Origin of the sequence: Shimia marina, from assembly GCF_001458175.1 — a bacterium.
GTDB lineage: Bacteria > Pseudomonadota > Alphaproteobacteria > Rhodobacterales > Rhodobacteraceae > Shimia > Shimia marina.
Genome location: NZ_CYPW01000027.1, coordinates 524,112 through 548,551, shown reverse-complemented (window position 1 = coordinate 548,551; position 24,440 = coordinate 524,112). Strand labels below are relative to the sequence as shown.

At 56.9% G+C, this 24,440-nt stretch carries 26 protein-coding genes and 1 other RNA gene; 11 read left to right on the top strand and 16 right to left on the bottom strand.

All coding sequences use genetic code 11. From position 1 onward, the window contains the following. Positions 1 to 98 precede the first annotated feature (98 nt). The 15 genes from SHM7688_RS15275 to SHM7688_RS15205 form a co-directional block, all read right to left on the bottom strand. Positions 99 to 815: an alanyl-tRNA editing protein gene (locus SHM7688_RS15275; RefSeq protein WP_058240787.1), complete on the bottom strand. Its 717-nt coding sequence runs from the start codon at positions 813 to 815 to the stop codon at positions 99 to 101. Continuing rightward, entirely contained in the window at positions 812 to 3,253 is a 2,442-nt protein-coding gene (locus tag SHM7688_RS15270; protein WP_058240786.1) for a DUF3772 domain-containing protein, read from the bottom strand. The genes SHM7688_RS15275 and SHM7688_RS15270 overlap by 4 nt, the downstream gene beginning before the upstream one ends. Positions 3,254 to 3,266: 13 nt before the next feature. Next, entirely contained in the window at positions 3,267 to 4,304 is a 1,038-nt protein-coding gene (locus SHM7688_RS15265) for a cysteine synthase A (protein ID WP_058240785.1), read from the bottom strand. 56 nt (positions 4,305 to 4,360) lie between these two features. Further along, the gene (locus SHM7688_RS15260) at positions 4,361 to 5,482 is read right to left on the bottom strand and encodes an NUDIX domain-containing protein (protein ID WP_058240784.1); all 1,122 of its coding nucleotides are present in this window, start codon (positions 5,480 to 5,482) and stop codon (positions 4,361 to 4,363) included. 2 nt (positions 5,483 to 5,484) lie between these two features. Further along, positions 5,485 to 5,919 carry a TrgA family protein gene (locus SHM7688_RS15255; protein WP_058240783.1) on the bottom strand — a complete coding sequence of 145 codons (435 nt, stop codon included), beginning with the start codon at positions 5,917 to 5,919 and terminating at the stop codon, positions 5,485 to 5,487. Next, complete coding sequence (locus SHM7688_RS15250; RefSeq protein WP_058240782.1) at positions 5,916 to 7,127, bottom strand: SAM-dependent methyltransferase; 1,212 nt, start codon at positions 7,125 to 7,127, stop codon at positions 5,916 to 5,918. Before SHM7688_RS15250 ends, SHM7688_RS15255 begins: the two co-directional genes overlap by 4 nt. A gap of 65 nt (positions 7,128 to 7,192) precedes the next feature. Next, positions 7,193 to 8,617: a cryptochrome/photolyase family protein gene (locus SHM7688_RS15245; RefSeq protein ID WP_058240781.1), complete on the bottom strand. Its 1,425-nt coding sequence runs from the start codon at positions 8,615 to 8,617 to the stop codon at positions 7,193 to 7,195. A 70-nt stretch (positions 8,618 to 8,687) separates the two neighbouring features. After that, on the bottom strand, positions 8,688 to 9,908 hold the full coding sequence (locus SHM7688_RS15240; RefSeq protein ID WP_058240780.1) for an aminotransferase class V-fold PLP-dependent enzyme: 1,221 nt from the start codon (positions 9,906 to 9,908) through the stop codon (positions 8,688 to 8,690). A gap of 80 nt (positions 9,909 to 9,988) precedes the next feature. Further along, positions 9,989 to 10,405 carry an HIT family protein gene (locus SHM7688_RS15235; protein ID WP_058240779.1) on the bottom strand — a complete coding sequence of 139 codons (417 nt, stop codon included), beginning with the start codon at positions 10,403 to 10,405 and terminating at the stop codon, positions 9,989 to 9,991. A 113-nt stretch (positions 10,406 to 10,518) separates the two neighbouring features. Next, positions 10,519 to 10,959 carry a hypothetical protein gene (locus tag SHM7688_RS15230; protein WP_223229183.1) on the bottom strand — a complete coding sequence of 147 codons (441 nt, stop codon included), beginning with the start codon at positions 10,957 to 10,959 and terminating at the stop codon, positions 10,519 to 10,521. Positions 10,960 to 11,162: 203 nt separating this feature from the next. After that, entirely contained in the window at positions 11,163 to 12,155 is a 993-nt protein-coding gene (gene acuI, locus SHM7688_RS15225; protein WP_058240778.1) for an acryloyl-CoA reductase, read from the bottom strand. An 87-nt stretch (positions 12,156 to 12,242) separates the two neighbouring features. Continuing rightward, on the bottom strand, positions 12,243 to 13,346 hold the full coding sequence (locus SHM7688_RS15220; RefSeq protein WP_058240777.1) for a dimethylsulfoniopropionate demethylase: 1,104 nt from the start codon (positions 13,344 to 13,346) through the stop codon (positions 12,243 to 12,245). Further along, positions 13,337 to 13,852 carry a DinB family protein gene (locus SHM7688_RS15215; RefSeq protein ID WP_058240776.1) on the bottom strand — a complete coding sequence of 172 codons (516 nt, stop codon included), beginning with the start codon at positions 13,850 to 13,852 and terminating at the stop codon, positions 13,337 to 13,339. The genes SHM7688_RS15220 and SHM7688_RS15215 overlap by 10 nt, the downstream gene beginning before the upstream one ends. A gap of 11 nt (positions 13,853 to 13,863) precedes the next feature. After that, positions 13,864 to 14,493, bottom strand: a complete 630-nt coding sequence (locus SHM7688_RS15210) for a DUF1326 domain-containing protein (protein WP_058240775.1) — start codon at positions 14,491 to 14,493, stop codon at positions 13,864 to 13,866. 25 nt (positions 14,494 to 14,518) lie between these two features. Beyond that, a complete protein-coding gene (locus SHM7688_RS15205; protein WP_223229184.1) occupies positions 14,519 to 15,280 on the bottom strand; it encodes a DUF2182 domain-containing protein in 762 nt (253 codons plus the stop codon). Positions 15,281 to 15,368: 88 nt separating this feature from the next. On the opposite strand from SHM7688_RS15205, the gene SHM7688_RS15200 reads away from it, so the two are divergent. The 3 genes from SHM7688_RS15200 to SHM7688_RS15190 all read left to right on the top strand — a co-directional run bounded on the left by SHM7688_RS15200 (position 15,369) and on the right by SHM7688_RS15190 (position 17,147). Continuing rightward, a complete protein-coding gene (locus SHM7688_RS15200) occupies positions 15,369 to 16,097 on the top strand; it encodes a FadR/GntR family transcriptional regulator (protein WP_058240774.1) in 729 nt (242 codons plus the stop codon). 94 nt (positions 16,098 to 16,191) lie between these two features. After that, positions 16,192 to 16,839: a TenA family protein gene (locus SHM7688_RS15195; protein ID WP_058240961.1), complete on the top strand. Its 648-nt coding sequence runs from the start codon at positions 16,192 to 16,194 to the stop codon at positions 16,837 to 16,839. A gap of 47 nt (positions 16,840 to 16,886) precedes the next feature. Beyond that, positions 16,887 to 17,147 (top strand): hypothetical protein, encoded by a 261-nt coding sequence (locus SHM7688_RS15190; protein ID WP_058240773.1) that lies wholly within the window; start codon positions 16,887 to 16,889, stop codon positions 17,145 to 17,147. A 108-nt stretch (positions 17,148 to 17,255) separates the two neighbouring features. On the opposite strand, the gene SHM7688_RS15185 is transcribed toward SHM7688_RS15190, so the two are convergent. Beyond that, entirely contained in the window at positions 17,256 to 18,359 is a 1,104-nt protein-coding gene (locus SHM7688_RS15185; protein WP_058240772.1) for a tRNA-dihydrouridine synthase, read from the bottom strand. Between the two features lie 288 nt (positions 18,360 to 18,647). Here SHM7688_RS15185 and SHM7688_RS15180 point away from each other — a divergent pair, with 288 nt between their 5' ends. The 8 genes from SHM7688_RS15180 to SHM7688_RS15150 all read left to right on the top strand — a co-directional run bounded on the left by SHM7688_RS15180 (position 18,648) and on the right by SHM7688_RS15150 (position 24,404). Then, positions 18,648 to 19,343 carry a DUF1287 domain-containing protein gene (locus SHM7688_RS15180; protein ID WP_199556625.1) on the top strand — a complete coding sequence of 232 codons (696 nt, stop codon included), beginning with the start codon at positions 18,648 to 18,650 and terminating at the stop codon, positions 19,341 to 19,343. Between the two features lie 119 nt (positions 19,344 to 19,462). Continuing rightward, positions 19,463 to 19,812, top strand: a transfer-messenger RNA (tmRNA) gene (gene ssrA, locus SHM7688_RS19460). Positions 19,813 to 20,039: 227 nt separating this feature from the next. Next, positions 20,040 to 20,471, top strand: a complete 432-nt coding sequence (locus tag SHM7688_RS15175; protein ID WP_058240771.1) for an ester cyclase — start codon at positions 20,040 to 20,042, stop codon at positions 20,469 to 20,471. 49 nt (positions 20,472 to 20,520) lie between these two features. Beyond that, a complete protein-coding gene (chrA, locus tag SHM7688_RS15170) occupies positions 20,521 to 21,777 on the top strand; it encodes a chromate efflux transporter (protein WP_058240770.1) in 1,257 nt (418 codons plus the stop codon). 78 nt (positions 21,778 to 21,855) lie between these two features. Further along, complete coding sequence (locus SHM7688_RS15165; RefSeq protein ID WP_058240769.1) at positions 21,856 to 22,326, top strand: SspB family protein; 471 nt, start codon at positions 21,856 to 21,858, stop codon at positions 22,324 to 22,326. 184 nt (positions 22,327 to 22,510) lie between these two features. After that, positions 22,511 to 23,905 carry a class II fumarate hydratase gene (fumC, locus tag SHM7688_RS15160; RefSeq protein WP_058240768.1) on the top strand — a complete coding sequence of 465 codons (1,395 nt, stop codon included), beginning with the start codon at positions 22,511 to 22,513 and terminating at the stop codon, positions 23,903 to 23,905. 83 nt (positions 23,906 to 23,988) lie between these two features. Beyond that, positions 23,989 to 24,174, top strand: a complete 186-nt coding sequence (locus SHM7688_RS15155; RefSeq protein WP_058240767.1) for a DUF4169 family protein — start codon at positions 23,989 to 23,991, stop codon at positions 24,172 to 24,174. Next, positions 24,171 to 24,404 carry a ribbon-helix-helix domain-containing protein gene (locus SHM7688_RS15150; RefSeq protein ID WP_058240766.1) on the top strand — a complete coding sequence of 78 codons (234 nt, stop codon included), beginning with the start codon at positions 24,171 to 24,173 and terminating at the stop codon, positions 24,402 to 24,404. Before SHM7688_RS15155 ends, SHM7688_RS15150 begins: the two co-directional genes overlap by 4 nt. Positions 24,405 to 24,440 lie beyond the last annotated feature (36 nt).

The following is a 24,440-nucleotide window of genomic DNA, read 5'->3' as shown; positions in this document are numbered from 1 at the left end:
CTGGGACAACCGAAAAAAGGCGGGGTCATTTGGTCATGGCACCCCGCCTTTTTTTGTGTCTGGTCTTATGTCTGGCGCATCTAATTAGAGTTCACAGCCTACTCGAGGTGCAAATAAACCCGCCGGTTTTGGCGACCTTTCTTTTCGATTTTCCCAATGCGCACAGGTCCAATTTCCCCAATGCTGGCCACATGGGTGCCACCGCAGGGTTGCAGATCCACCTGATGGTCCCCTGAGCCGATCCGCACCAGTCGCACTTTCCCGGCACCTTTTGGCGGCGCGACGGACATGGTTTTCACCAATCCAGGGTTGGCTTCAAGCTCGGCATCGGTAATCCACTGCTCACTCACAGCATGATCTTCTGCGATCAACGCGTTAAGCGCCTCTGTCAGGGCTGCCTTGTCCTCTGGCGCCTCGGGCATGTCGAAATCCAAACGGCCTTTTTCGGTGCCAATGGAGCCGCCCGTGACAGGCAGAGGGATCACCACAGACAGCAGATGCAGTGCCGTATGCACCCGCATGTGCCGATGGCGGCGCGCCCAATTGAGAACCTGCATCACCTCCGTGCCCACCGCTGGCAGCTCTGCTGGCTCTGAGGGAACCAATGCGATGCCCCCTTCAGCGGTTTTCACAGTTGTCGCGATTTCAAGCTGCTGTCCGTTCCAGCTCAGATGTCCGCTGTCGCCCGGCTGTCCGCCACTGGTGGCATAAAACAGTGTTGCGTCCAGCAAAATACCGCCCTCAGGCGTGTGCCCCACCACTGTTGCAATGGCTTCTTTCATGTAGGCATCTTTCAAAAACAGCAGTTCCGTCATCGTCCGTCCCCCTCTCCAGCACCGTCTCCATCCGCGTCCGCGGCATCCAAATCTTCCAAATCCGGTGGCGTGTGCACCACAGACGCCGTGCTGGCCTTTGCCACAGGCTGGTTTTGCTCTGGGGCGGCCCCTCCCTTCAAAACCTCCGGGTTGCGCAGCCAGATGTCACGCTGGGCAAAGGGTATCTCAATGCCCTCTTCCACAAACCGGCGTGCGATTTCATGGTTCAGATCGCTCTTGGCGGTCAGCACCCAGTTCACATCCCGCAGGATCGCGCGAATTTCAAACTCCAGCGCATCCGCGCCAAAGCCCTGAAACACCACCGATGGCCCCGGATTGGCCAGAACCATGGGATGGGCATTGGCAATTTCCATCAAAATCCGCTCGACCACACGCGTGTCCGTTCCATAGGCCACCCCAACGGGCACAATCACCCGGCCCACCGTATTTCCATGGGTGTAATTGGTCACCGTGCCAGACACGAGGTCGGAGTTTGGCACCACAACATCGGTACGATCGAAGGTCTCAATCCGGGTGGAGCGCACCGAAATATCGCGCACATAGCCCATCTGACCACCCACTTCGATCCAATCGCCCTCACTCACGGGCCGCTCAATCAAGAGAATGATGCCGCTGACGAAGTTGGAGACAATGTTCTGCAGACCAAAACCAATCCCAACCGACAGCGCGCCTGCAAACAGCGCAATGTTGCTCATGTTGATGCCCGCCACCGTCAGCGCCACAAGCGCAGCCAGGAAAATCCCCACATAGCCGGCACCTGACACAACCGCTGTCTGCCCGCCGGGATCCAATTTGGTTTTTGGCAGAATGTTATCGCGCAGAAAGCTCTGCGACAGCCGCGTCACCCCATGCCCCACTGCATACACAGCAATCAGCAGGAAAATGGTCTGAGGCGACAACACAAGATCGCCGATTTTCAGCCCCTCAAGCAGTTTCTGCCAGGCAAGCTTCAAGCTGCTGATCTGCGCGCCCCAACACAGGGCAAAAATCGGAAGCGACATGACAAAGAGCATAAGCCCAGCCAACACCGCTCCGAGCGTGCCTTCATCATCATCACGGCGATTGAGGGCGGAGAAAATCTTCTGAATGAGCCGCTGAAGCACCAGAAGAAAGGCCACAAGGAACACCGTGCGCGTACTGGATAAGACCAGATAGCTCGCCCCGCGCGTCAACCCAAGCACAGCAAGCACCGCCACAACCACCGTTACGATCATCGTGTAGCGGCCCAGCATGGAAATAAGCTGTCCAATGGCGGACAAAGGCCCATCCGGCTCCACACGCATGGTTTTGGCGTGGCGGATCACCAATTGGCCAAGGCGGCGCAGGAAATAGGCCGCAGCGACACTCAGAACGAAGAAGATCACCGCTTCGGTGCCTTCGCTCCAGTTTTCATAGCGGACAAGCTCAACAAACAGCGTACTCAGCGCCAGCACCGCGCCCAGCGAGACGCTTGCCCGACGCCCTTTGCGCTTCTCGACTTCTGACAGGTTCACCTGAAGCAAGGGTTGGCTGCGACGCGAGAAAATCCGTTCGCCCAGCCATCTCGCAGTGAGCAGCTCAAAGGTCATGATCGGCAGAATGGCGAGGATCACATCCCCCCGAAACCCTGGTAGATCAGAGGCATAGACCGCCTTTGAAAAGGCAAATACGCCGAGCATCGGCAACACAACCTGCCCATAGGACAGCGCGAAAACAACCACCCAACGCACGGCTGAAAGCCGTTCACGCCGCCACACCATAGAGGTCAGTAGATTGTCGATCCAACGGGTGCCCCGCGTCAGCAACATGATACTGATCGCCAGATAGAACAGCATGATGGGCAAAGTATCGCGCAGCTCGTTGCGCTGTTTTTCATGTACCCAACCGGTTTGAAACTCCAGCGCAACCAGCTTGAAGGTCTCAAGCACCTGATCCAGCGCCGGCCACCAAAGCGCGGGCGACAATGGGAACGGCCCCGGCGTCAGCAACCTTTCCGCCTGCCGATCCCGCAAAAGCGAGTCAATGGAGCGGATCAGTTCCTCCGCCTCCGTCTGCGCCAGTTCCGCCCGCCTTACAGGGGCCAGCGCCTCGGACAGTTGCAGTTGCAGTTGCCGACGTTCTTCGGCCACATCCTCCGCTTCGCCGCCCTCCGGCACCGGGCCCAGCCGATCCAGCTGGGCCTCCAACGTGCTGACAGAGATCCGGGTGCGCGAACTGTCTCCGGAAAACGCATTGCGCCAGTCAATCAACTGATTGCGCAAAGAATCCATCGCCGCCTCAGAGGCACGATTGTTGTCGATGGCTTCCGTGGCGCGCACTGCCGTGCGCCGCCAATCGCCATAATCAGGGTCCTCAGAGGACTGCGCCCCGACAGAAGTGAAGGAAACGGCCAGTAAGATGGCCGTCATCGCGAAAAGTCGGGTCAGGGCGCGCCACATGTCGCAGATGTCCTCAGACGTCTTCGAAGACACCCGGGATGCTGGACGGGCCCGTGTTGCCCAACCACTCCGGGCTTGGCAGACCTTTTTCTTTCAGGAACGCCGGGTTGAACAGTTTGGACTGATAGCGCGTGCCATAGTCGCAAAGAATGGTCACAATTGTGTGCCCCGGCCCCATTTCTTTGGCCATGCGCACAGCCCCGGCGATATTCACACCAGAAGACCCACCAAGGCACAGCCCCTCTTCAGCAAGCAGATCAAACACATAGGGCAGCGCTTCGTCATCGGGGATCTGATAGCTCATATCCGGCTTGAAGCCTTCAAGGTTGGCGGTGATCCGCCCCTGCCCAATCCCCTCAGTGATGGAGCCACCCTCAGATTTCAGTTCGCCATCGGTGTAGTAACTATGCAGCGCTGCACCCATCGGATCGGCCAGACCGATTTTCACGCCTTTGCCCTGAATGGCCTCTGCTACACCAGCCAACGTCCCACCGGAGCCAACAGCACAGATGAAACCATCCACTTTGCCCTCGGTTTGCTCCCAGATTTCCGGACCAGTGGTTTCCACATGCGCCTGACGGTTGGCCACATTGTCAAACTGGTTGGCCCAGATCGCGCCGTTGGGTTCGGTCTTGGCCAGCTCCGCAGCCAAACGGCCAGAATAGCGCACATAGTTGTTGGGGTTGCGATACGGCGCCGCAGGCACCTGCACCAGCTCCGCTCCGGCAAGGCGCAACATGTCTTTCTTTTCCTGAGACTGGGTCTCGGGGATCACGATCACGGTTTTAAAGCCCATGGAGGCCCCGACCAGCGCAAGACCGATGCCGGTGTTGCCTGCGGTGCCTTCCACAATGGTGCCCCCGGGCTTCAGATCCCCACGCGCCAGCGCATCTTTGATGATATACAATGCGGCACGGTCCTTGACCGACTGGCCGGGATTCATGAACTCCGCCTTGCCGTAAATGTCACAGCCGGTCGCCTCACTCACCTTGTTGAGACGGATCAAAGGGGTGTTGCCGATGGCTTGGGCCAGATCACGGGCAATATGCATGTTGCGCGGTCCTTTTTGAATGTTTGAAACCTGTGTAGGCAAGCCGTGAGCGGAACTCAAGCACTCGCGCGCAACCTGTCGCGGTGTCGTGCCAGCCAGAGCGACGCAAGAACCAGTGGCGCATTCACCAGTTTCATCTCATCGGTCATCTGCATCAGATCCTCAAAGGAATAGAGGAACGAGCGAATGTCTTCCGCTTCCTGCTCAAGCCCTGACACGCCAACCACCTCATCCGGCAGATCTGCAATCGCGATGTAAATATGGTAAAACTCGGTGCTGCATCCCGGCGAAGCATAGCTTTTGGAGACCTCATGCAGCGCCCCAAGCGCAAGGCCTGCCTCTTCCTGCGCCTCGCGGCGCGCTGTCTCCTGCGGCGCTTCGTTGGCATCAATCCGCCCTGCAATCGGCTCCAACTGCCACGGCAGGTCGTCGCCCCGCGCAAAGGGACCGGGGCGGAATTGCTCAATCAACAAAACGCGATCACGCACAGGATCATAAGGCAACACGATCACCGCATCCGTTGCCACAAAAACCGCGCGCTGCACCGCAACGCTCTGTGTGCCGTCATAGCGCCGGAAGCTCATTTCATAATCATCCAGCGTGAAATACTTCGCATAGGCACGCGTCACAGAAACGTCGCGCACATCCGCGCGTATCATCCCTCCGGGGCTCTCGCCGAGACTGCCCTGCGCTGCCAATTGCTGCGCGATCGCGCGCGCCTTGATCATTGGCAACATCCCATCCACCTCACCACGTGGCTTGACGCCAAAGTAGCTCATCTCTTCCGTGGCGCTGCAAACGGTCAACGCACCATAGATCTGCGCCCAGTTTTCAAGAGACCATGGGCCATCGGGCTGCCATCCTGCGTCGCTCTTAAACACTTGCGCCGGACGGTTTGCACCCTCAACACTGACCTCCACTGGCGCCAGATCATAGTCAAACCCACCTTCATAGAATTCCAGCCGCGCCACATCGGTCGCACTCAGATTGCCCAGCCATAACCCCTGCGCGGCACCCTCACGCTCTTTGATGATCGGGAAATCCTGATCTTTCACGGCAAAAACGCTGTGGCCCTCCAATGTGGCAGGTGCCATTTCGATCTCAGCTGCGGCTTTCCCCAGCACAGCCTCAAGCAAAGGCACGTGGCGCAACGTGCCATAAACAAATAGATTTTTCATGATCATCCCCAGCGTCGATGCGCAAAATTGGTCACGGTCCCACTCACGACAACACCTGCCAAAAGTGTGATCAAAATCGGCGTCGCGCTCAGATACAGGCTGTACTCCAAGGCAATGCGCACAAGGTTTTCCAAGGCTTCCACCGGTTCATCAAACCGACGGCGCAAGGCAAGGCGCAGCATTTCGATGGTTCCAAAGGTTGCCAGCCCCCAGAACACAAGCCAGAAAACTCCAATCAACCCAAGCTCAATGGGCCCGCTGCGTCCCGCCCGCGGCCCCATCACGCGCCAGCCCACAACCAAGCCAACGGCGGCAGAAATCAATGTCATCTGTCCGGGATCAGAGCCCTCAGGCATCTGCGGTTTTACAAATTCCGCCACCAGCCCGCCAATAAAGGCGAGACAGATGGCGGCAATCAGCTTGTTGGATGTGGTCATGTGCTCGGTTTTGAAATCGTGATCTGTGTCACGTCACAGCTTCCACTGTGAAAGGCCGCTGCACAAGAGGTCAGATAGAAATTCCACATCCGACGGAACCGTTCATCAAACCCCATGGGCTGAATGCTCTCCCAACGGGCATTAAACGTATCATACCACCGCCGCAGCGTCTGGCTGTAGCTCTCGCCAAATTCAATAGACCCGTTCACTTTCAAACCGGCCTGTTGCACCTGCTGGCGCAGTACAGTCGGACTGGGAAGCATCCCACCGGGGAAGATATATTTTTGAATGAAATCAACACCCTTGCGATATTGATCAAAGCGTTTCTCGGTGATTGTAATGATCTGAAGCGTGGCGCGCGCACCGGGTTTCAGACGCTCACGCACCGTTTCAAAATAAACCGGCCAGTATTTCTCACCCACCGCCTCAAACATCTCGATGCTGGCAATGCCATCATAGGTCGCCGTCTCGTCGCGATAATCTTGCAACTTGAAATCCACCAGATGGGAAAGTCCTGCCTTTTCAATGCGATCCTGCGCAAACTTCAGTTGCTCTTCAGAGATTGTTAACCCTGTAACCCGCAGGCCGCGCTCCTTGGCGGCATATTCCGCAAACCCGCCCCAGCCACAGCCGATTTCCAACACATGATCCCCTGCTTTGACGCCCATCTGATCCACCATGGAGGCATATTTCGCAGTTTGCGCCGCTTCCATGCTCTCCTGTCCGGTCTCAAACAGCGCGGAGGAATAGGTCATCGTGTCATCCAGCCAGAGCCCGTAAAACTCATTGCCCAGATCATAGTGGTAGCTGATGTTCTTCTTGGCCTGCGCTTTGGAGTTGTTGTTCATCCAATGACGCAGCCGCTCAAACGCGCGCACGAAGAACATACCCGGAAAACCATCATAAAGGTCGTCATTGTCGGCGCGCAGGAAATCACAGAAGGCCTGCAAATCCGGCGTGCTCCACCATCCTTCCAGATAGGCCTCACAGAATCCAAGCTCCCCTTCGCGCATCAATCGGCCAAAGGTATCGCCATTATGCACATGCATCTCACAGACCGGTCCGGGCTTGGGCCCCTCCGCGCGAAATTTGCGCCCATCTTCCAGCACAAAATCAATCCGCCCGTGGTTGATCTTTTTAGCGGTGTCAAACACAGCCGGAAAATACCGTGGCAAGTTGTTCTCGCCTTTTGTCGAAGTCAGGAACATCTTACTCTCCCTCCCCATGTTGTTGTAAATGCTAGGCGCAGAGCACGCCCTCCGGCAAGGATTTATTAGGCTTTAAAGGCCTCATAGGCCGCCAGCGCCCGTTGTCTGCCCGTCGCAAGAGACACAATGGCCTCCCGCTGCGGCTGTTCAAATTGCGCCTGCCACGACAGGGGCATGGCCGCAAAGAACAAGGCGGCGGTGTCACTGCCCATCTCAGGGGCATGGCTCAGCCACTGCTTGCGATAGCGCCCGTCTGCGTCAAATTTCTCGGCCTGTGTGTCAGGATTGAAAATGCGAAAATACGGTGCCGCATCCGGGCCAGATCCCGCAACCCATTGCCATCCCATGGCATTGGATGCCGGATCCCAATCCACCAGACAGTCTTCAAACCACTTAAGCCCCAGCTTCCAATGGATGTTCAGATGTTTGGTCAGATAGCTCGCGGTCAGCATGCGCGCCCGGTTGTGCATCTTACCGGTCACATAAAGCTCCCGCATAGCCGCATCCACCAGCGCCACGCCCGTGCGCCCCTGACACCAGGCTTGGAAATGCGGATGATCTGCGTCTTCAATCCACTCAAACGCGTCCCAGGCCTCCCGCCAGTTGCCTTCCGCAATGGTCGGGAAAAACCACATCAAATGCCAGGCAAACTCACGCCAGACCACCTCTTTGAGGAAATGCTCTGCCCCGGCGGCCCCCTCCTGCATTGCGCGCTGCCCGGCATGCCACATCTGCGCCGGGCTGATTTCGCCATAACTCAACGCATCTGACAGCTCAGAGGTGGCCGCACGATCAAGAAAATCCCGCTCCGCTTTATAGCCCTCAATGCGTTCCTCCAGAAAAACCGCCAGCCGCCGCTGTGCCGCCTGCTCTCCTGCCGCCACAAAGCGGGACACCACGGCGGCGCCGCGGCGCATTTCACGGTCCAGATGCCACGTCTCAAGACTGTCGCTTGCAGGCCACTGTGTGGGGCCATGCAGCTCCGGAACATCGAGGCAAGGCGCAACCGAACGTGTCCGCACGGCCCGCCAGAAGGGCGAGTAGACCCGAAACGGCGCGCCTTGCTGTGTCTCTACGGTCCAGGGTTCAAACAATAGCGTCCCGGTGAAACTCTGCGCCGCCAGCCCGCGATCTTTCAGCGCAGTCTTGATTTCACTGTCTCGCGCCACAACGTCTGGCGCATAGCCACGACTCCAGTAAACGGCATTTGCGCCGGTAGCAGCCACCAGCTCTTCCAGCGCGCCCCGCGCCGGCCCGCGACGCAGGATCAAACGCAAGCCGCGCGCCTCCAGATCCTGCGCCAGCGCCTGCAAAGAAAGCATCATGCGCAGTTTCGGGGCCGCGCCCATCTGCTCAAACAGCTCATCAAGCACAAACACAGGCACAACCGCGCCCCGTTCTGCCGCCGCTACAAGCGCCCTGTTGTCACTCAGGCGCAGATCACGCCGCAGCCAGACCAATGTGAGGTTTTCGGAAGTCTCTTGCGCCAAGTTATTGTTTTCCCATCCTGTATTGAACCTACAATACGGGAGAAATCCGGCCATGGATCATAAAATCAGATCACAAAACCGCATCCAGCGCGGTCAGCAGCTTGTCGATCTCTTCCTGCGTTGTGTAGTGCACAAAGCTGAGCCGCAAAACACCTTTGTCAGGATCCACATTCATCCCCTTCAAGGCGCGGATTGCATAAAAATCCCCGCCCCCGGCCATAATCCCATGGCTGGAGAGTTTTTCGGCCAAAGCCGCACCGGGCACATTTGTCGCCAAGGCCACCGTTGGCGCACGTTCAGAGGCGTCTGAGGGCCCCAGCAAGCGCACAGAATTACGTGTGCGCGCAAAATCCAGCACCGGTTGCAGCAGCTCCGTTTCATGCGCGCGCATCAGATCATGCACCGCCGTGCCCATGCCCACTGGATCATTTGACGCAAGACCATGGCGCCGGGCCAAGTCCTCAATATAGTCGGCCATCCCCGCACAGGCGGCCACCTGCGCATGATCTGGCCCTGCGGGTGTAAACCGTTTGAATGGCGTACCGGCATTAAAATAATGCCCCTGATTGGGCAAAAGCTCTGCCAGATTGCGCCGCATCACCATGATGCCCTGATGGGGGCCATAGGTTTTATAGGCAGAAAACAAATAAATATCCGCGCCAAGCGCCCCCACATCTGGAAAGCCATGTGGCGCATAGCTGACCCCGTCAACACAGACAAACGCCCCGGCGGCATGCGCCGCAGCCGTGATCTTCGCCACCGGATTGATTTCACCTACCACGTTGGAGCAATGCGGAAAACAGACCAGCCGCACGCGATCATCCAGCAGCGTGTTGAGCGCCTCGACGTCCAGATGTCCGGTCTCCGGATCAATCTGCCACTCGCGCACTTCAATGCCGTCCTCGGCCAGACGTCGCCACGGGCCGCTGTTGGCCTCATGGTCCTGATTGGTCACGATAATGGCATCGCCCGGATCCATCCACTGGCGAAACGCCTGCGCAAGCACATAGGTGTTTTGCGTGGTGGAGGGCCCGAAGGAGACATCCTGAGGGGCCACGCCCATCAGGGCCGCCAGCCGCGCACGCGCCTCATCCATTTCCGCACCGGCCAGCTGGGAAGCGGCATAAGGCGCATAGGGCTGTACCTTGCGCTCTTTGTAGTAGCGCGTCAGGCGGTCAATCACCGGCGCGCAAGTATAGCTGCCGCCGGCATTCTCAAAAAAGGCCTGCCCCTCAAGTGATGGTTCGGAAAACGCCGGGAACATCCCCCGCACAAAATCCATATCCAGCATGTTGCGTCTCCCTCTCAACTAAGCCGAGAAAACCGCTGATTGCTGAGAGGGTCAAGACGGTAAATATCACCTGTTAAGGATCAGGCCAGAGCAGCGCGGATTTTCTCCGCCTGCGCCTTGAGCACATCAAAATCCGCCATCTGCCCGGGGGCGCGCAGTCCAACACCTTCATGGCGTGGCAGCACGTGATAGTGCAGATGGAACACCTCTTGGCCGCCTGCAGCTTCGTTGAACTGCTGTACGGTAACCCCTTTGGCATCAAAGGCTTTCATCACCGCGTGGCCCATCTTCTGAACCGTCCTCAAACAAGCGGAAAGCTGCTCAGGCGTGGCGTCCAGCATATTGCGGCAGGGTGTTTTGGGGATGATCAGACAATGTCCATCGGCTCGTGGCATGATGTCCATGAACACATAGGTGTCCGCATCTTCATAAAGTTTCTCGCTGGGGATTTCTCCGCGCAGGATCTTTGCGAAAATATTGTCGTTGTCATAGGCCATAGCTCAGGCTGCTCCGCTCTCAGATAGATCGATTTGGCGTCACGTTGCCCAAGCCAGCGCCCATGTGCAAGCCGTTTCCCAACGCCTTGCACTGTCTCACTCTTCCAAAGGCTTCAGAAGCTCATAGAGGCGTCAGCCGCCATCATGGCTTTGGCCATTTCCCCCGGCTTGGCGACACCGACCCCGTCCAACAAGACATCCGGCCCCTGCCCCAGCGCTGGCAGATAGATCGCGCAGACCTCCACCTTGGCGCCAGGCAGCGTCATGATTTTCTGCATCAAACCCTGTGGGCTCATATCCTTGGGCGGCTGGCCTGCCGTCGCGCTTTCCGGAGCGTCTTTCAAAGCCAGATCGCCCGCCGCGCCACACAGCAAAATATGGGGGGCTGCCCCCTGTTGTGCCGCCTGCATGGTCAGCACCATCGCCATCAATTGGGTCTGTGGCTGATCTTCGGTCAGAATGGTGACAAGCGATGGGGCCTCTTCGGCCTGCGCGACGAGACCTGTACAGGTCAAAGTGGCCGCAGCAGCAAGGGTGGTCAGAACGCGTTTCACAGCGATGTCCTTTCTCAATAAAAAACAATCAGATGCGCCAAAACCTGAGTTTTTGATGCACCTAATATCCACATCCAATCACGCCGCGTTATTGGGGCCTTTGATCCAAATCAAACACATTCATATTTTTGAATTCAATGGTCTTCTCGTAAAAAAGGCGCCCCCGCAGGAGCGCCTTCCGTGTTGTCGCATATGTGAAATGATCAGGCGTTCACATCCACAACAACGCGGCCCTGCACCTGTCCTTTCAGGATGTCTGCACCCAGCTGCGGCAGATCAGAAAGCGTGGCTGGTTTCACCATCGCTTCCAGCTTGTCCATAGGCAGATCTTTTGCAATCCGCTCCCAAGCGCGCAGGCGGTCTTCATAGGGGCGCATGACGGAATCGATGCCCAGCAGATTCACCCCCCGCAGCAGGAACGGGATCACCGTGGCGGGCAGCCCGGCCCCACCGGCCAGACCAACAGCGGCAACAGAGCCACCATATTTCATCTGTCCCAGCACACGTGCCAGCATCTCGCCGCCCACCGCATCAATACAGCCTGCCCAGGTCTCGCTTTCCAGCGGGCGTTTGACGGTCTCATTGAGATCTTCACGGGGCACAATCTGGCTCACACCAAGGGATTTCAGGTACCCCTCCGTTTCCGGACGCCCGGTCACACCGGCCACCTCATAGCCAAGATTGGCCAGAATGCCGACTGCCACCGACCCAACGCCCCCAGCGGCACCGGTCACCAGAACCGGGCCTTTGTCCGGGCTGACGCCATGATCTTCCAGCGCCATCACCGACAGCATGGAGGTAAAGCCCGCCGTCCCCACGGCCATCGCCTGCTTTGTGCTCAGACCCTCAGGCAACGGCACCAGCCAATCGGCTTTCACGCGGGCCTTCTGGCCATAGCCGCCCCAATGCACCTCACCAACACGCCAGCCGGTCAGCACGACCTTGTCGCCGGGCTTGTAGCGCGCGTCCTCAGAGCTCTCCACCGTCCCGGCAAAGTCGATCCCCGGCACATGCGGATAGTTGCGCACCAATCCGCCACCTTTGGGTGACAGGCACAACCCGTCTTTGTAGTTCACCGTGGAGTACTCCACCGCGACGGTCACGTCGCCCTGCGGCAGATCCGCCTCTGACAGCTCTTTGATTGCGCTGCTTGCGAGGCCGTCTTCGCCCTGCTCCATCACCAGTGCTTTGAACATGTTTACTCCTAACTCTCGTTGTCTTTATCAAGTTGTCTCCGCACAGCCTCTGCGCGGGGCATTTCCAAAGGCGTCGCTTCGGGCGCGTTACTGCCAAAACGCCTCATAAACCGTGGCCGGGCGCACCCCGTCGGGTGTCAGCACATCCACCTCGCTGCCGGAGGTCCAATGCGTCATGCGCACCATGCCGATGGCCACATTTGTATTGAAGTCCGGCGACCATGCGGCGCTGCTGATATTGCCGACATGCGCTTCCCCATCCATGATCGGCCAGAGCTGATCACAGGGCGGCACCCCAGCACCGTGAATTTCAATCGGGCGGATCTGGCGCACCGGCCCTTCCTGCGCCACCCGCAACAGCGCATCGCGCCCGACACAGCCAATCGCCGTGTTGGTGTTGCAGAACCGGCCCAGCCCACATTCATGTGGCGTGTTGTCATCGGTCATGTCGTTGCCATAGCTCAGCAAGCCGCCTTCGATGCGTTCAATCAGGTTGGGGCATCCCGCATGCACATCCAGATCCTTGCCAGCCTCCATCAGCGCATTCCAGAGCGGCATGCCAATGTCACCGCCTTCGACGTAGATCTCAAAGCCGCCCTGCTTGGAGTAGCCAGAGCGCGCAATCACAAGGTTGCGCCCCTGAAACTCAAACCAGCCAAACCGGAAGAAGCGCAGATCCCGGATCTTGTCGCCAAACACCCGCGCCATCAGATCATCCGATTTCGGCCCCTGCACCGCCAGCGGGCTCACATCCGGCTCATCCACCAGCACATCCAGCCGATAGCCATAGGCAATGCCCTTCACCCACAGCAGCAGATCACTGTCGGCAATGGAAATCCACCAGCGGTCTTCGGCCAGTTTCACCGCCACCGGATCATTCAGCATGCCGCCGGTCTCATCCACGATGGGCACATAGTAACATTGCCCCGGCAGCATCCCGCGCAGATCGCGCGGCGTGAGCATCTGCATCAGACGCCCCGCATCAGGTCCGCGGATTTCCACCTGCCGCTCGACCGCCACATCCCAGATCTGCACAGCCGTTTTCAGATGGCGGTAATCCTCTTCCACTGAGCGAAATACCGTGGGCAAGAGCATCCGGTTGTAAACCGTATAAGCTTTCACACCTGCGGCCTCGACCCCTTCTGAAAACGGGGTGCGCCGCAAACGACGAGAGGGAGAAATCAGAGCCATTGTGCCTCCTCTGGCATCAAAACAAGATCGGTGTCTTCCGGGGTCTTGCCGAACCCGGTCAAAAGCGCGTGCACCTGCCCGCGATGATGTGTCTGGTGGTTGAACATATGCACCACACAAAGCCCCATGGGCTTGCGCATATCCGCATTGAGCATCTGCGCATGCCAGTGCAGATCCCCCTGCAATTGCGGCTCCGTCACCGTGTTGGCCCAGTGCAGAATGCGCTGATCCATCACGCGGCGCTCTGTGGCCCATTGCGCAAAGCTGTCGCAGAGGTCTTTGTGATCTTTTGCCGCGACTTTTGGGCCTGCGCCGCCATCCAACCGGCTCATCCAAAGGCTGTCACCCCAAAGGATGTGATTGATCGTGGCCATGACCGAGCCAAAGAACGCGCCGCGATCGGCGCGGCGGTCTTCGTCGGTCAGGGTTTCACACGCCGCACGCATGTTATGGTTCTGCCACGCGTTGTAGCGCGCCATCATCTGACAATATTGCGGCGTGATCATCGTGCTGTTCCTTACCGGGGGCCGTGCCAGTCAATCTGGCAGATTTCAGCAGAGCGCCCATCAAAATCCCAGACCCGGCCAAAGGCGCGCACACGCCCTTTGGTGGCGGTGCCCACGGTGATGTCAGGCCCCATCCAGTATTCGGTGTTGGTGACAACCATGTCCTTGCCGTCTTTACCGGCCACCGGCACAACCGCGCCTTGGATTTTCTTGCCCACCATCAGGCGACGTTCATTGCCTTCGGTTTCGAAGATCACCTGCTCGCGCGAGGCGCCAAGGAATTCACCCACCAACATGCCAAACAGACCCGTTGTGCCCCGCGCGGCGCCACTGAAAATATTGACCAAACCGTTGTAGGCTTCTTCAGAGGCGCGATCATCAATGAACACCGCCGCTTTCCAGTTGCCGCGCCCCATGTTGCCGGGGATCTCAAGGAACAGGCCGATGTTCAGACCAGACAGGTCTTCCTCACCATATTGGCCTTCGTCAATACGCACCCCGGCCCAGGCCTGACAATGCCCTTCCGTGGGCGGGTGTTTGCCAAGGCTCACCACACAGGGGCAAAACACTGTGCAGTTACAGTTCAGGATCAACTCCCCTTTGATGGTCCAGGGCACCGTGCCCACTTCATCCAACGCCATCTTTATGTCCTCCACTACAAAACGGTCAAATTGCGCCAAACCCGATCCAGAGGGATGCCAGAAGCAACACCACCCCAAGAGGTTTGGTCACCCAGCGCCCGATCTCAGGCAGTTTCTCAAAAATCATGATCACGGTTGCGAGCCCCATGAAGGCGATGTTCATCACTCCGCCCACAAAGGCCAAAAGCATCAGCGCCCAGCAACATCCCAAGCAGGTCAATCCAAGCCGCAGCCCATTTCTCCAAGGCCCTTCCTCAAAATGCTGAAGAAAAAAGGACATCGGCATCCGGCATTTGCTCAAGCAGGCTTCTTTAAGAGCAGAGAACTGATACATGCCCGCAATCCAAAGCAATCCAGCCGACAAAAGCGCGGAACGGCTCTCGCCAAGCGCCCCGATCAACCCCGCCTGAAACAGCCCCATCTGCACCGCAGCGGCCATCACGGAAAACCCAATCCAGATCACCAGATACCCGCTCACCAAAACGCCAAACCGCGCCGTCTCAAATTGCTGAGACAAATCCTCATAAGTGGCAAAGGCGGGCAATGCGGTGGGCGCCATCATTGCCGCTGACATCACAACCCACATCAGCAAGACCCGCAGAAACCCGGCGGCATCGGGCGTTATGGTGCAAAGACTCTCCCAGAAATCCGCGCCGTAAACCGCGCTCATTGCGCGCATCTCGGCGGGCACCGCCATCAGAAACAGAACAATCCAAGCTGCGAAAATGCCGCCAAACAGTGTCAGCCAGTGCCAACCGGTCATGGAACGGATGCGATCTGCGACCATCTCGGCATTCCTCCTCTTGCCGCGACTCGTTTCTTGGATTTAAAATGTCAGACAATTAAACACACAGCAAACACTAAATGTCAGACAATTGAAAATCGATCCTCAAAACCCCGCCGACCTCTCCGCTCAGATCGCCAAAGCCATCCGCGATGCCATCATCTCCGGCGACATGATCGTGGATGAACGCCTGCCCTCTGAAGCGGAGCTGGCCGATCAGTTTGATGTCTCCCGCCCCACCGTGCGCGAAGCGCTTAAACGGCTGGCGGCGCAAAACCTTATCCGCACCCGCCGCGGGGCCTCCGGCGGGGCCTTTGTGCGGCGTCTGTCTTATGATGAGGCCTATGCGCAGCATATCACCACCAGCACGCTTTTGCTTTCCATGAACGCAGTGGATTTTGAGACCGCCTGTGAGGCCCGCTTCGCGCTGGAGCGCGCCTGTGCCCCGCTCTCCGCCGCGCGCTGCACCCCTGATCACCTCGCCACCATGCGCGCAGAAATTCACCGTCAGGCACAGCCGGGTCTTTCCGATGAACGCTTCTGTGACAGCGATGTCGCCTTTCACCGCGCCTTGGTGGATGGTGCGGGCAACCCGGTGTTGTCCTACCAACTCGCCGGTGCGGTGGAGGCCATGCAGCCCTTGATGAATATGATCACCTTCACCCAGCGCAATCGCGATGTGATCATCGGGCTGCACACCCGCATCGCCGACGCGCTGGAGCACAACAACGGAGCCGCCGCCGACACAGCTCTGGCCGAGCTCACCGCCTATACGCTCACGCTTGGCGAAGAGGCCATGGCCGCCCGCGCAAAACGCTGAAGCAAAGCGCACTATCGCCTTGCACCCGCGCGAAAATCTGCGTTTTCTGCCCATGAAAGCGGCCCGCACCGCCGAGCAACAGGAGACAGACTTCATGCGCCCTACCGATCACCTGCGCAGCCTTGCTGGCGATGACTGGATCGCCGCCACAACCCACCCGTTCTGCACTGAGCTTGCCGACGGCACGCTGCCACTTGATAAGATGCGCTGGTATCTGGCGCAGGATTACCAGTTTGTCGGAAATTTCGTGCGCCTACTGGCCAGTGCCATCGCCCATGCGCCCACCTTAGCGGACAGCGTGCCTGCCGCACAGTTCCTCGCACTGGTCACTGGCCCGGAAAACACCTACTTCCTGCGCTCCTTTGAGGCGCTTGGCATGGATGAGGCCGCGCAAAATGCGCCGCCCGCCCCGCCAACCGAAGGCTTCAATGCGCTGATGGCCGAAGCCGCCGCCTCTGGACGGTATGAATTGATGCTGGCGGTGCTGGTCGTGGCCGAATGGGTCTATCTGAGCTGGGCCACCCCCGTGAACCCTCCCAAAGAAGAGCTGCCATTCTATTTCGCTGAATGGATCACTCTGCATGCCGGAGAGGGCTTTGAAGGCGTGGTGGAATACCTGCGCGGCCAGTTGGACATCACATGGGACAGCCTCAGCGACACCGCCCGATCCGAGGTCGAAACCATGTTCCTGCGCGCTGCCAAACTGGAACGCGCCTTCTGGGATGCCTCTTACGCCGCCTGATTGGGCCTTGATAAAACCTCACAAACATAACGGCAGAGCACATTAGAATGTTGGAAAAACTACGCTTCACTTTGCCAACCATCATCGCAAGTTCCCTTCTGTTTGGTTTCTTTTTCTCTGTGGGCCGCAAAATGGCGCAGGGAGAAACCATGAAGGGAAAACGCGGGATCATGAATTACATCGCCGAAGCTCTGAACTATGCGTCAGACAGTTTTGGCGCGGCGCAGGCCGGATATGCGATCATGGCACTGTCCCTTTTTGCCGGGGTGTTTGCCGCTGTCTGGATCTGGCGCAATCCAATGCTGTAGACTTGGCCTCACAAACACAAATCGGGCGCTTGCAATATCGCAAAGCGCCCGATTTCTTTGAGATCCAGCGCGATCACCACAGCCCCGCCATACGGATCGCGGCGAACTTTACTCCGCCGCTGTTGGTTCCAAATAGCCACCATTGTAGTCGTCGCTTTTGCGACGCACCTGTGAGTGCTCTACGATCCTCTCGCGCGCAATCCCACGAAACGCTTCGATGGAGTCATGGCCATGGCGCTCAAGATACTCCACCAGATCGGTCTTCAATTCCTCAATCAGCTTGACACCCACGCCGCCACTGCCTTTCTCTTCCATCGCCGCCGTGCAGATCTGCAGATTGCCCGCCCCATGCACGATGAAGTTAAACGCCTCACGAAAGCCGCGAATGCCGCCGATGCCAGAGATTTCCTTGTCAGGAAAGGCCTTTGAAATATCAGAAACACGCAACAAAGCCTGATGCAGGATCGCCAGCCCACCCTGCCCGCCAGAGGTCACAAGCCCATCCACTTCCGCTTCAAACTTCAGGGTTTCCGGATCCATCAGTGGCAATGATGGAAAGGTGTTGCACAGCGAAATACAGGAGCCCCCCGCCTCGTAGGCCGCGCGCGCCGCATCCACCAAAGTCGATGTCGCCGGGGTCAGCTTGACCCAGATCGGCACATCCACCACTTCCGTCACAGCTTTCAGAATGGAGCGAATGATCTCTTGATCATTGGCCACATGCGCGCCCATGTCTTTACGATCCATATGCGGACAAGACAGGTTCAGTTCCAGCGCGTCACAGCCCACCTCCACGCAAGAGGTCGCCAGCTTGCGCCAGTTGTCCATCTCCTCTTCACTGCCCGCCCCCGCCATGATGGAGGCAATCACCATTCTGTCGGGATAGGCCTCTTTGATGTCCTTCAGGTCGGGCAGCCATTGCTCCAGCGGCTGATCCGAAATCAATTCCCAGTTCCACGAAGAATGTGACACCGTATCAGGCCGCTTCATGCGTGAGACATAGGGCTTCTCCTCACTGGTGCGCTGATAGATGGTTTTGGGGCCAGCGACATTTTCAACAGGATGCAGCCCAATCGTCTTGGTCACGACCCCCCCCCAGCCAGCATCAAAGGCTTTCAGGATTTTGCGCTTGCTTTCCGTGGGCGGCGCAGAGGCCAGAATAAAAGGATTGACGAATTCAAGGCCCGTAAACTTTGTGGCGAGTGAGGTCATTGCTGCATCCCTGTTTTTTACCTTATGGTAAAATTTGACAAGAGGATGGCGTGCAAAGTCAACAATTTTTCGAAGAGATACCCAAATTCGAGCGAAATAGTCGATTTGAGCGCCCAAAACGCCCAAATAATCCTCGTGTCTATAAAAGCACAGGTCACGCAAAGCATCTCTTGATGCAAAGGCACGTGTCGCAGAAAGCGGATCTTTGCTCAATTAAGCCCAATGATTTCATTGGAATTGTTGCCCATCTACAGATCCCCCAGAGTGGCGAAAAACTGAGGTTGCATTGTGAGTTGGAAAGTTCTCACCGCTATGGTCGTCAGCGCCTTACTGGCATCCACCGCCATCATCTGGAGCCAGCCGAAATGGCGCTACCTCCTGCAAAGTCAGGCTGTGTTCACCGTTGAGCGTCTGACAGGTCTGCCCCTACATCCCGCCCCTAGCCTATCCAGCACACCTTGGGCCACAGATATCATCAACAGCGCCGCATCGCAAATCGGCGTCACCGTGAATTATGATCCTGCCTATGTTGCGCTCTCCTATCCCAACGGGGACATCCCGCGTCGTGATGGCGTCTGCACAGATGTGGTGATCCGCGCCCTGCGCGACGCACATCAGATAGATCTGCAAGAACAGGTTCATCAAGACATGCGCAATCGGTTCGCCAGCTATCCCAATCACTGGGGTCTCACACGCCCCGATAGCAATATTGACCATCGCCGAGTCCCAAACCTGCGCCGCTACTTCGAACATATCGGAGCCGCCCTGCCTGCGCCGACGCTGCAATCTGATTTCCAACCCGGCGATATCATCACCTGGAAAATCGCCCCCGGCAGGCCGCACATTGGCATTGTGTCGGATCGCACCTCGCGCGATGGCAGCCGCCCGTTGATCTTACACAATGCAGGTTTGGGCACACGCCTCGATGATTTTTTGCCGCTTTACCCAATGACCGGCCATTATCGTCTCGAAGGCCATCTCTAAAAGCACCGGTAAAACACGCAACGTGCGCTGCGTTTAGGTTTCGAATTGGTCGAATTTGGCGCCGCCGCGATACGGTTGGGATACCGACGCGATACTGACGCGCCAAAATCAGGTTAACGGCGCTTGCACCCCGCGCGCAACACCACTATCTAGAACATGTTCCCTCGGGAACTATGGACATAAACGCGCTTGTAATAAACGGATCGGACCCGGGGGCGGTACCCGGCGTCTCCACCAAACATCCTTCATTTGGGGATCATGGGGACGAAACAGGATCGACGGACGTCTAAAGAAGTTAGCTTTGTCTCGGCTGTCTGCCACCGTTATCGGCGAAAACTGTACAATTGCAAATGACAATCGTGCTCCGGTAGCAGTCGCTGCGTAAGCAGTGCCTAACACCGAAATCTAAGTCCTGACGCTAGCTGCCTCAGGCGGGGTCCGCAGGAACCTGGCAACAGAATCCTGCACCTCACGCCAGAGAATCATCGACCAAATCACATCTTCATCACGATCAAAAAACGTGTGTTTTAAGGCGCTTTTGCTGTTGACTTTTTCGTAACAGCAATTGCGAAATGCCTAATTTTCAACTTTCTTCACAAAACCATAATTTTGCCTGCATTGAACCGTATTTCTTAACTATTCGCTTACTTTTGGGGTTTTAGCGTCGTTGTGGGGATAACACAGGAAGGCACTATTATGACTGTGGACAAGCAGCAAATCATAGAGGACTGGTTCCGCCGCGTCTGGATCGAACAGGATATGGACGCAATTGACGAAATGTTCCGCCCGGACAGCACCGCCGAGGGCGTGCTGCCAGGTTTTGGCGTAGGTCCAGAAGACTTCCGCGAGATGGCAACCATGTATCTTGCATTGGTCGAAGATCCGATCGTCTGCGTAGAAAAAGTCATGGTTGATGGGGATTGGGCCGCAGCGCTCTGGACCATGAGCATCATGAATCCGGTATCAGGTGAAAGGATCACCGGGTTTGGTCAACTCTTCGTCCGTTTTGAAGGCGCGATTATGGTAGAAGCCTATAACAACTTCGATCTCGTCGCGTTTTTTGAAAAACTCGGCTTCTTGCCGGAGCAAACCATGGCAATGTGTCTGACCGGCCAAAAGGTCGCCTGACACAAATAAAGCGCTTGCAACATTCACTCGTGTCGCTAGCGATAGGCGCATGTCACATGCGCCTCATATCACGCAGATTCTTAGGGTATTTGCCCGGATCGGGTTCCTCTCTTTCGGAGGGCCCGCCGCTCAAATCGGGCTGATGCATCAGGAATTGGTTGAAAGGACCGGCTGGCTCAAAGAGAAAGAATTTCTCGGCGCACTGTCGTTCTGCATGCTCCTGCCAGGGCCCGAGGCCATGCAGCTTGCAACCTTTTGCGGTTGGAAACTGCGTGGGACCTTAGGAGGTTTGATCGCAGGTGCACTGTTCGTGTTGCCTGGCGCCGTATTGATTTTTGGGCTCGCGATTAGCTACGCCCTGTATGGTGCAATGCCATTGGTCGCGGCGGCCTTCGTTGGTGTGAAGGCTGCCGTGGTGGCAATTGTGTTGCAAGCGCTATTAAATTTGTCGCGCAAAGTACTGACAAAAAAGATTAATGTGGCAGTTGCGCTTCTAAGCTTCGTAAGCCTCTATGCCGGATTAATGCCATTTCCTGCCGTGATTTTTCTTGCCGCAGCGATTGGATTTTTATGGCCCTCTGATGACCCCATACAAGTCCCAGCAAGCCCTGCTCAATCTGGCGCCTCGGCGATGCAAGAAAGCCTTAAGGCCATCTTGGTGTGGGGAAGCCTTTGGGCCATCCCCGTCTTTCTGCTATTTTTGCAAGGCGGATTTTTAAAAGAGGTTGCCCTGTTTTTCTCGCAGCTGGCAATTGTCAGTTTTGGGGGCGCGTACGCTTTACTTGCCTATATGGTGCAAACCGTTGTGCAAGACTATGGCTGGCTCACCACCGATCAAATGATGGACGCCTTGGGTCTCGCCGAAACAACCCCTGGCCCCCTGATCCTTGTAACACAGTTTGTCGCCACACTTTCTGGGCATGGACAAGGTGGCGTTGCTTTGGCTTTGGCAGCAGGTGCAGTGGCGCTTTGGTGCACCTTTATACCCTGTTTCCTTTGGATATTCGCCGGTGCCCCGCATGTTGCACGGATCCTCTCCGAGCCACGCCTCAGTCACGCACTCGCGCTCATCTCCGCAGCTGTTTTGGGTGTCATTGCAAACCTAAGCCTCTGGTTCACAATAAATCTTTTGTTTGCACAGCTTAAGCCAAGCATAGCCGGCCCCCTCCCCATTCTCAGCAGCTTCGATGTCACCGCAGGTGCCCTTTCCGCGCTCGCACTGCTGGTGCTTCTCATCTTGAGGTTGCCTCTTCTGGTAACACTCAGCCTTTGCACCGCTGCTTCAACATTTTTGGCACTGCTCTGAGTGTTTTTTCGACTGGATCACCTTTCGTTTCCCGTACAATAAGTTATTGTCGAAACAGGAGACCAACGGAGCCCTTTCATGTCCGAAAACATCGACTATGGAAACCTCATGCACCGCGCCATGCGCAGCCTGATTCAGACTGTCCTCGAAGACGTGCAAACGAAGGGTCTCCCCGGGGAACACCATTTCTTCATCACTTTTGACACTCAACATCCTGATGTCGAAATTGCCGAATGGCTGGCGGATCGCTATCCCGGCGAAATGACCGTTGTGATGCAGCATTGGTACGATAATCTGACCGTCACGGACGAAGGCTTCGCTGTCACACTGAATTTTGGCGATTCACCAGAACCGCTTTACATCCCCTACAATGCAATCAAGACGTTTGTAGATCCCTCCGTTGAGTTTGGCCTGCGTTTTGAGACGCAAGATGATGAAGCAGAGGAAGAATTGCTCGATGAGTTGCCCGAAGAGATCAATCTAGAAGAGATCGTAGAAGAACCACGTAAAGACGCTGAAGTTGTGTCGCTGGATAGCTTCCGAAAGTAAGTCGCCACGTTAAAGGCCGCGGCCTGCTTCTGGATGGATCTGATAAGCAACCTTACGGTTCATTTCTGTATTGAGCAGCTGCTATCAGCGAAGATGGGCTGTTAGCGGTATCCCACGGTATACAGTGTTGCACTTTGCCCCCATTGCGCTATGACACTCCTGACATATTTTACCGGAGGTCATGATGGCAGATACCCGCACCGAAACCGACAGCTTTGGCCCGCTTGAGGTTCCTTCCGAAAAGTATTGGGGCGCACAGACCCAGCGTTCGATCATGAACTTCCCAATCGGTTGGGAAAAGCAACCAGTCGCTATCGTGCGCGCACTTGGTGTGATCAAACAGGCCTGCGCCATGCAGAACAAAGCTACTGGCAAGATGGACGCAAAAATTGCAGACGCTGTCATTCAGGCAGCGTCTGAAGTGGTTGCAGGCAAGTTTGACGACAACTTCCCTCTGGTTGTCTGGCAGACCGGTTCCGGCACCCAGTCCAACATGAACTCCAACGAGGTGATTGCAAATCGCGCAATCGAAATTCTTGGCGGCGTGATTGGCTCTAAAGACCCAGTGCACCCCAACGATCACTGCAACATGGGTCAGTCTTCCAACGACACTTTCCCAACCGCGATGCACATCGCGGCTGCAATGACTGTGCGTGACGTGCTGCTGCCCGGCCTGACCAAACTCGCCGAAGGTCTTGAAGCAAAATCCGAAGCATTCAAAGATATCATCAAGATCGGTCGCACCCATACTCAAGATGCGACACCGCTAACGCTTGGGCAGGAATTTGGCGGCTACGCCCACCAAATCCGTCAGGGCATTGCCCGCGTTGAAGCGGCCCTTCCCGGCATCTACGAGTTGGCGCAGGGCGGCACCGCCGTTGGCACTGGACTGAACACCCAGAAAGGATGGGGCGAGGCTGTAGCAGCCAATATGGCTGAAATCACCGGCTTGCCGTTTGTGACTGCGCCAAACAAATTTGAAGCACTAGCGGCCCATGACGCGATGGTCTTCATGTCCGGCGCTCTCGCAACTGTTGCTGGCGCAATGTACAAAATCGCCAACGACATCCGTTTCCTCGGCTCCGGCCCACGTTCCGGTCTCGGAGAGCTGATCCTGCCAGAAAACGAGCCAGGCTCTTCCATCATGCCGGGCAAAGTGAACCCAACACAAGCCGAAGCGATGACACAGGTTGCCGCGCACGTGATGGGCAACAACGCCGCCATGACTTTTGCCGGCTCTCAGGGCCACTTTGAGCTCAACGTCTACAACCCGATGATGAGCTACAACCTGCTGCAATCCATGCAACTTCTGGGTGACGTGGCCGATAGCTTCACCGAGCGTATGCTCAACGGCATCAAGGCCAACGAACCACGCATCGACAAGCTGATGAAAGAAAGCCTCATGTTGGTGACAGCCCTTGCGCCAACCATCGGCTATGACAACGCCACCACCGTTGCCAAGACCGCGCACAAGAACGGCACCACCCTCAAAGAAGAAGCCATCGCGCTTGGATTCGTGAATGAGGCAACCTTTGATGCAGTTGTGCGTCCAGAGCAGATGATTGGCCCCAAAGACTGATCCTCGGTAAAATAGCTATAAATCAGAGGCGGCCCCCAAGCCGCCTCTTTTCTTTTGTGCCACATCGTTCCAATATTAAGGACATGGCTGATATCATCAATCTCAACACGTTTCGCAAATCCAAAGCCCGCGCGACCCAAAAAGCGCAGGCCGATGAAAACGCGGTGAAATTCGGGCGCACCAAGGCGCAAAAGCAAAAAGAAGCGAAAGAGGCTGCAAAGGCCAAACACATATTGGATGGCAAAGAGCGGGACACGCCTCCTACATGAGCCGTCCCATTAAGCGCTCGTTGACCTTGCGCGGCCATCGCACAAGTGTGTCTCTCGAAGATGATTTCTGGCGGGCCTTTCGTGATATCGCAGCGGAAACAGACACGCCAATCAACGAACTCGCCGCGCAAATTGATGCCAACCGCAACCTAGATACCGGCCTCGCAACCGCGATACGTCTCTTCGTGCTCAACCACTATCGCGACCGCGCCAGCAAAGCCTCACCTTAAGTTTTTTGAGTTTCACACATCCCTGTCGAGACAATG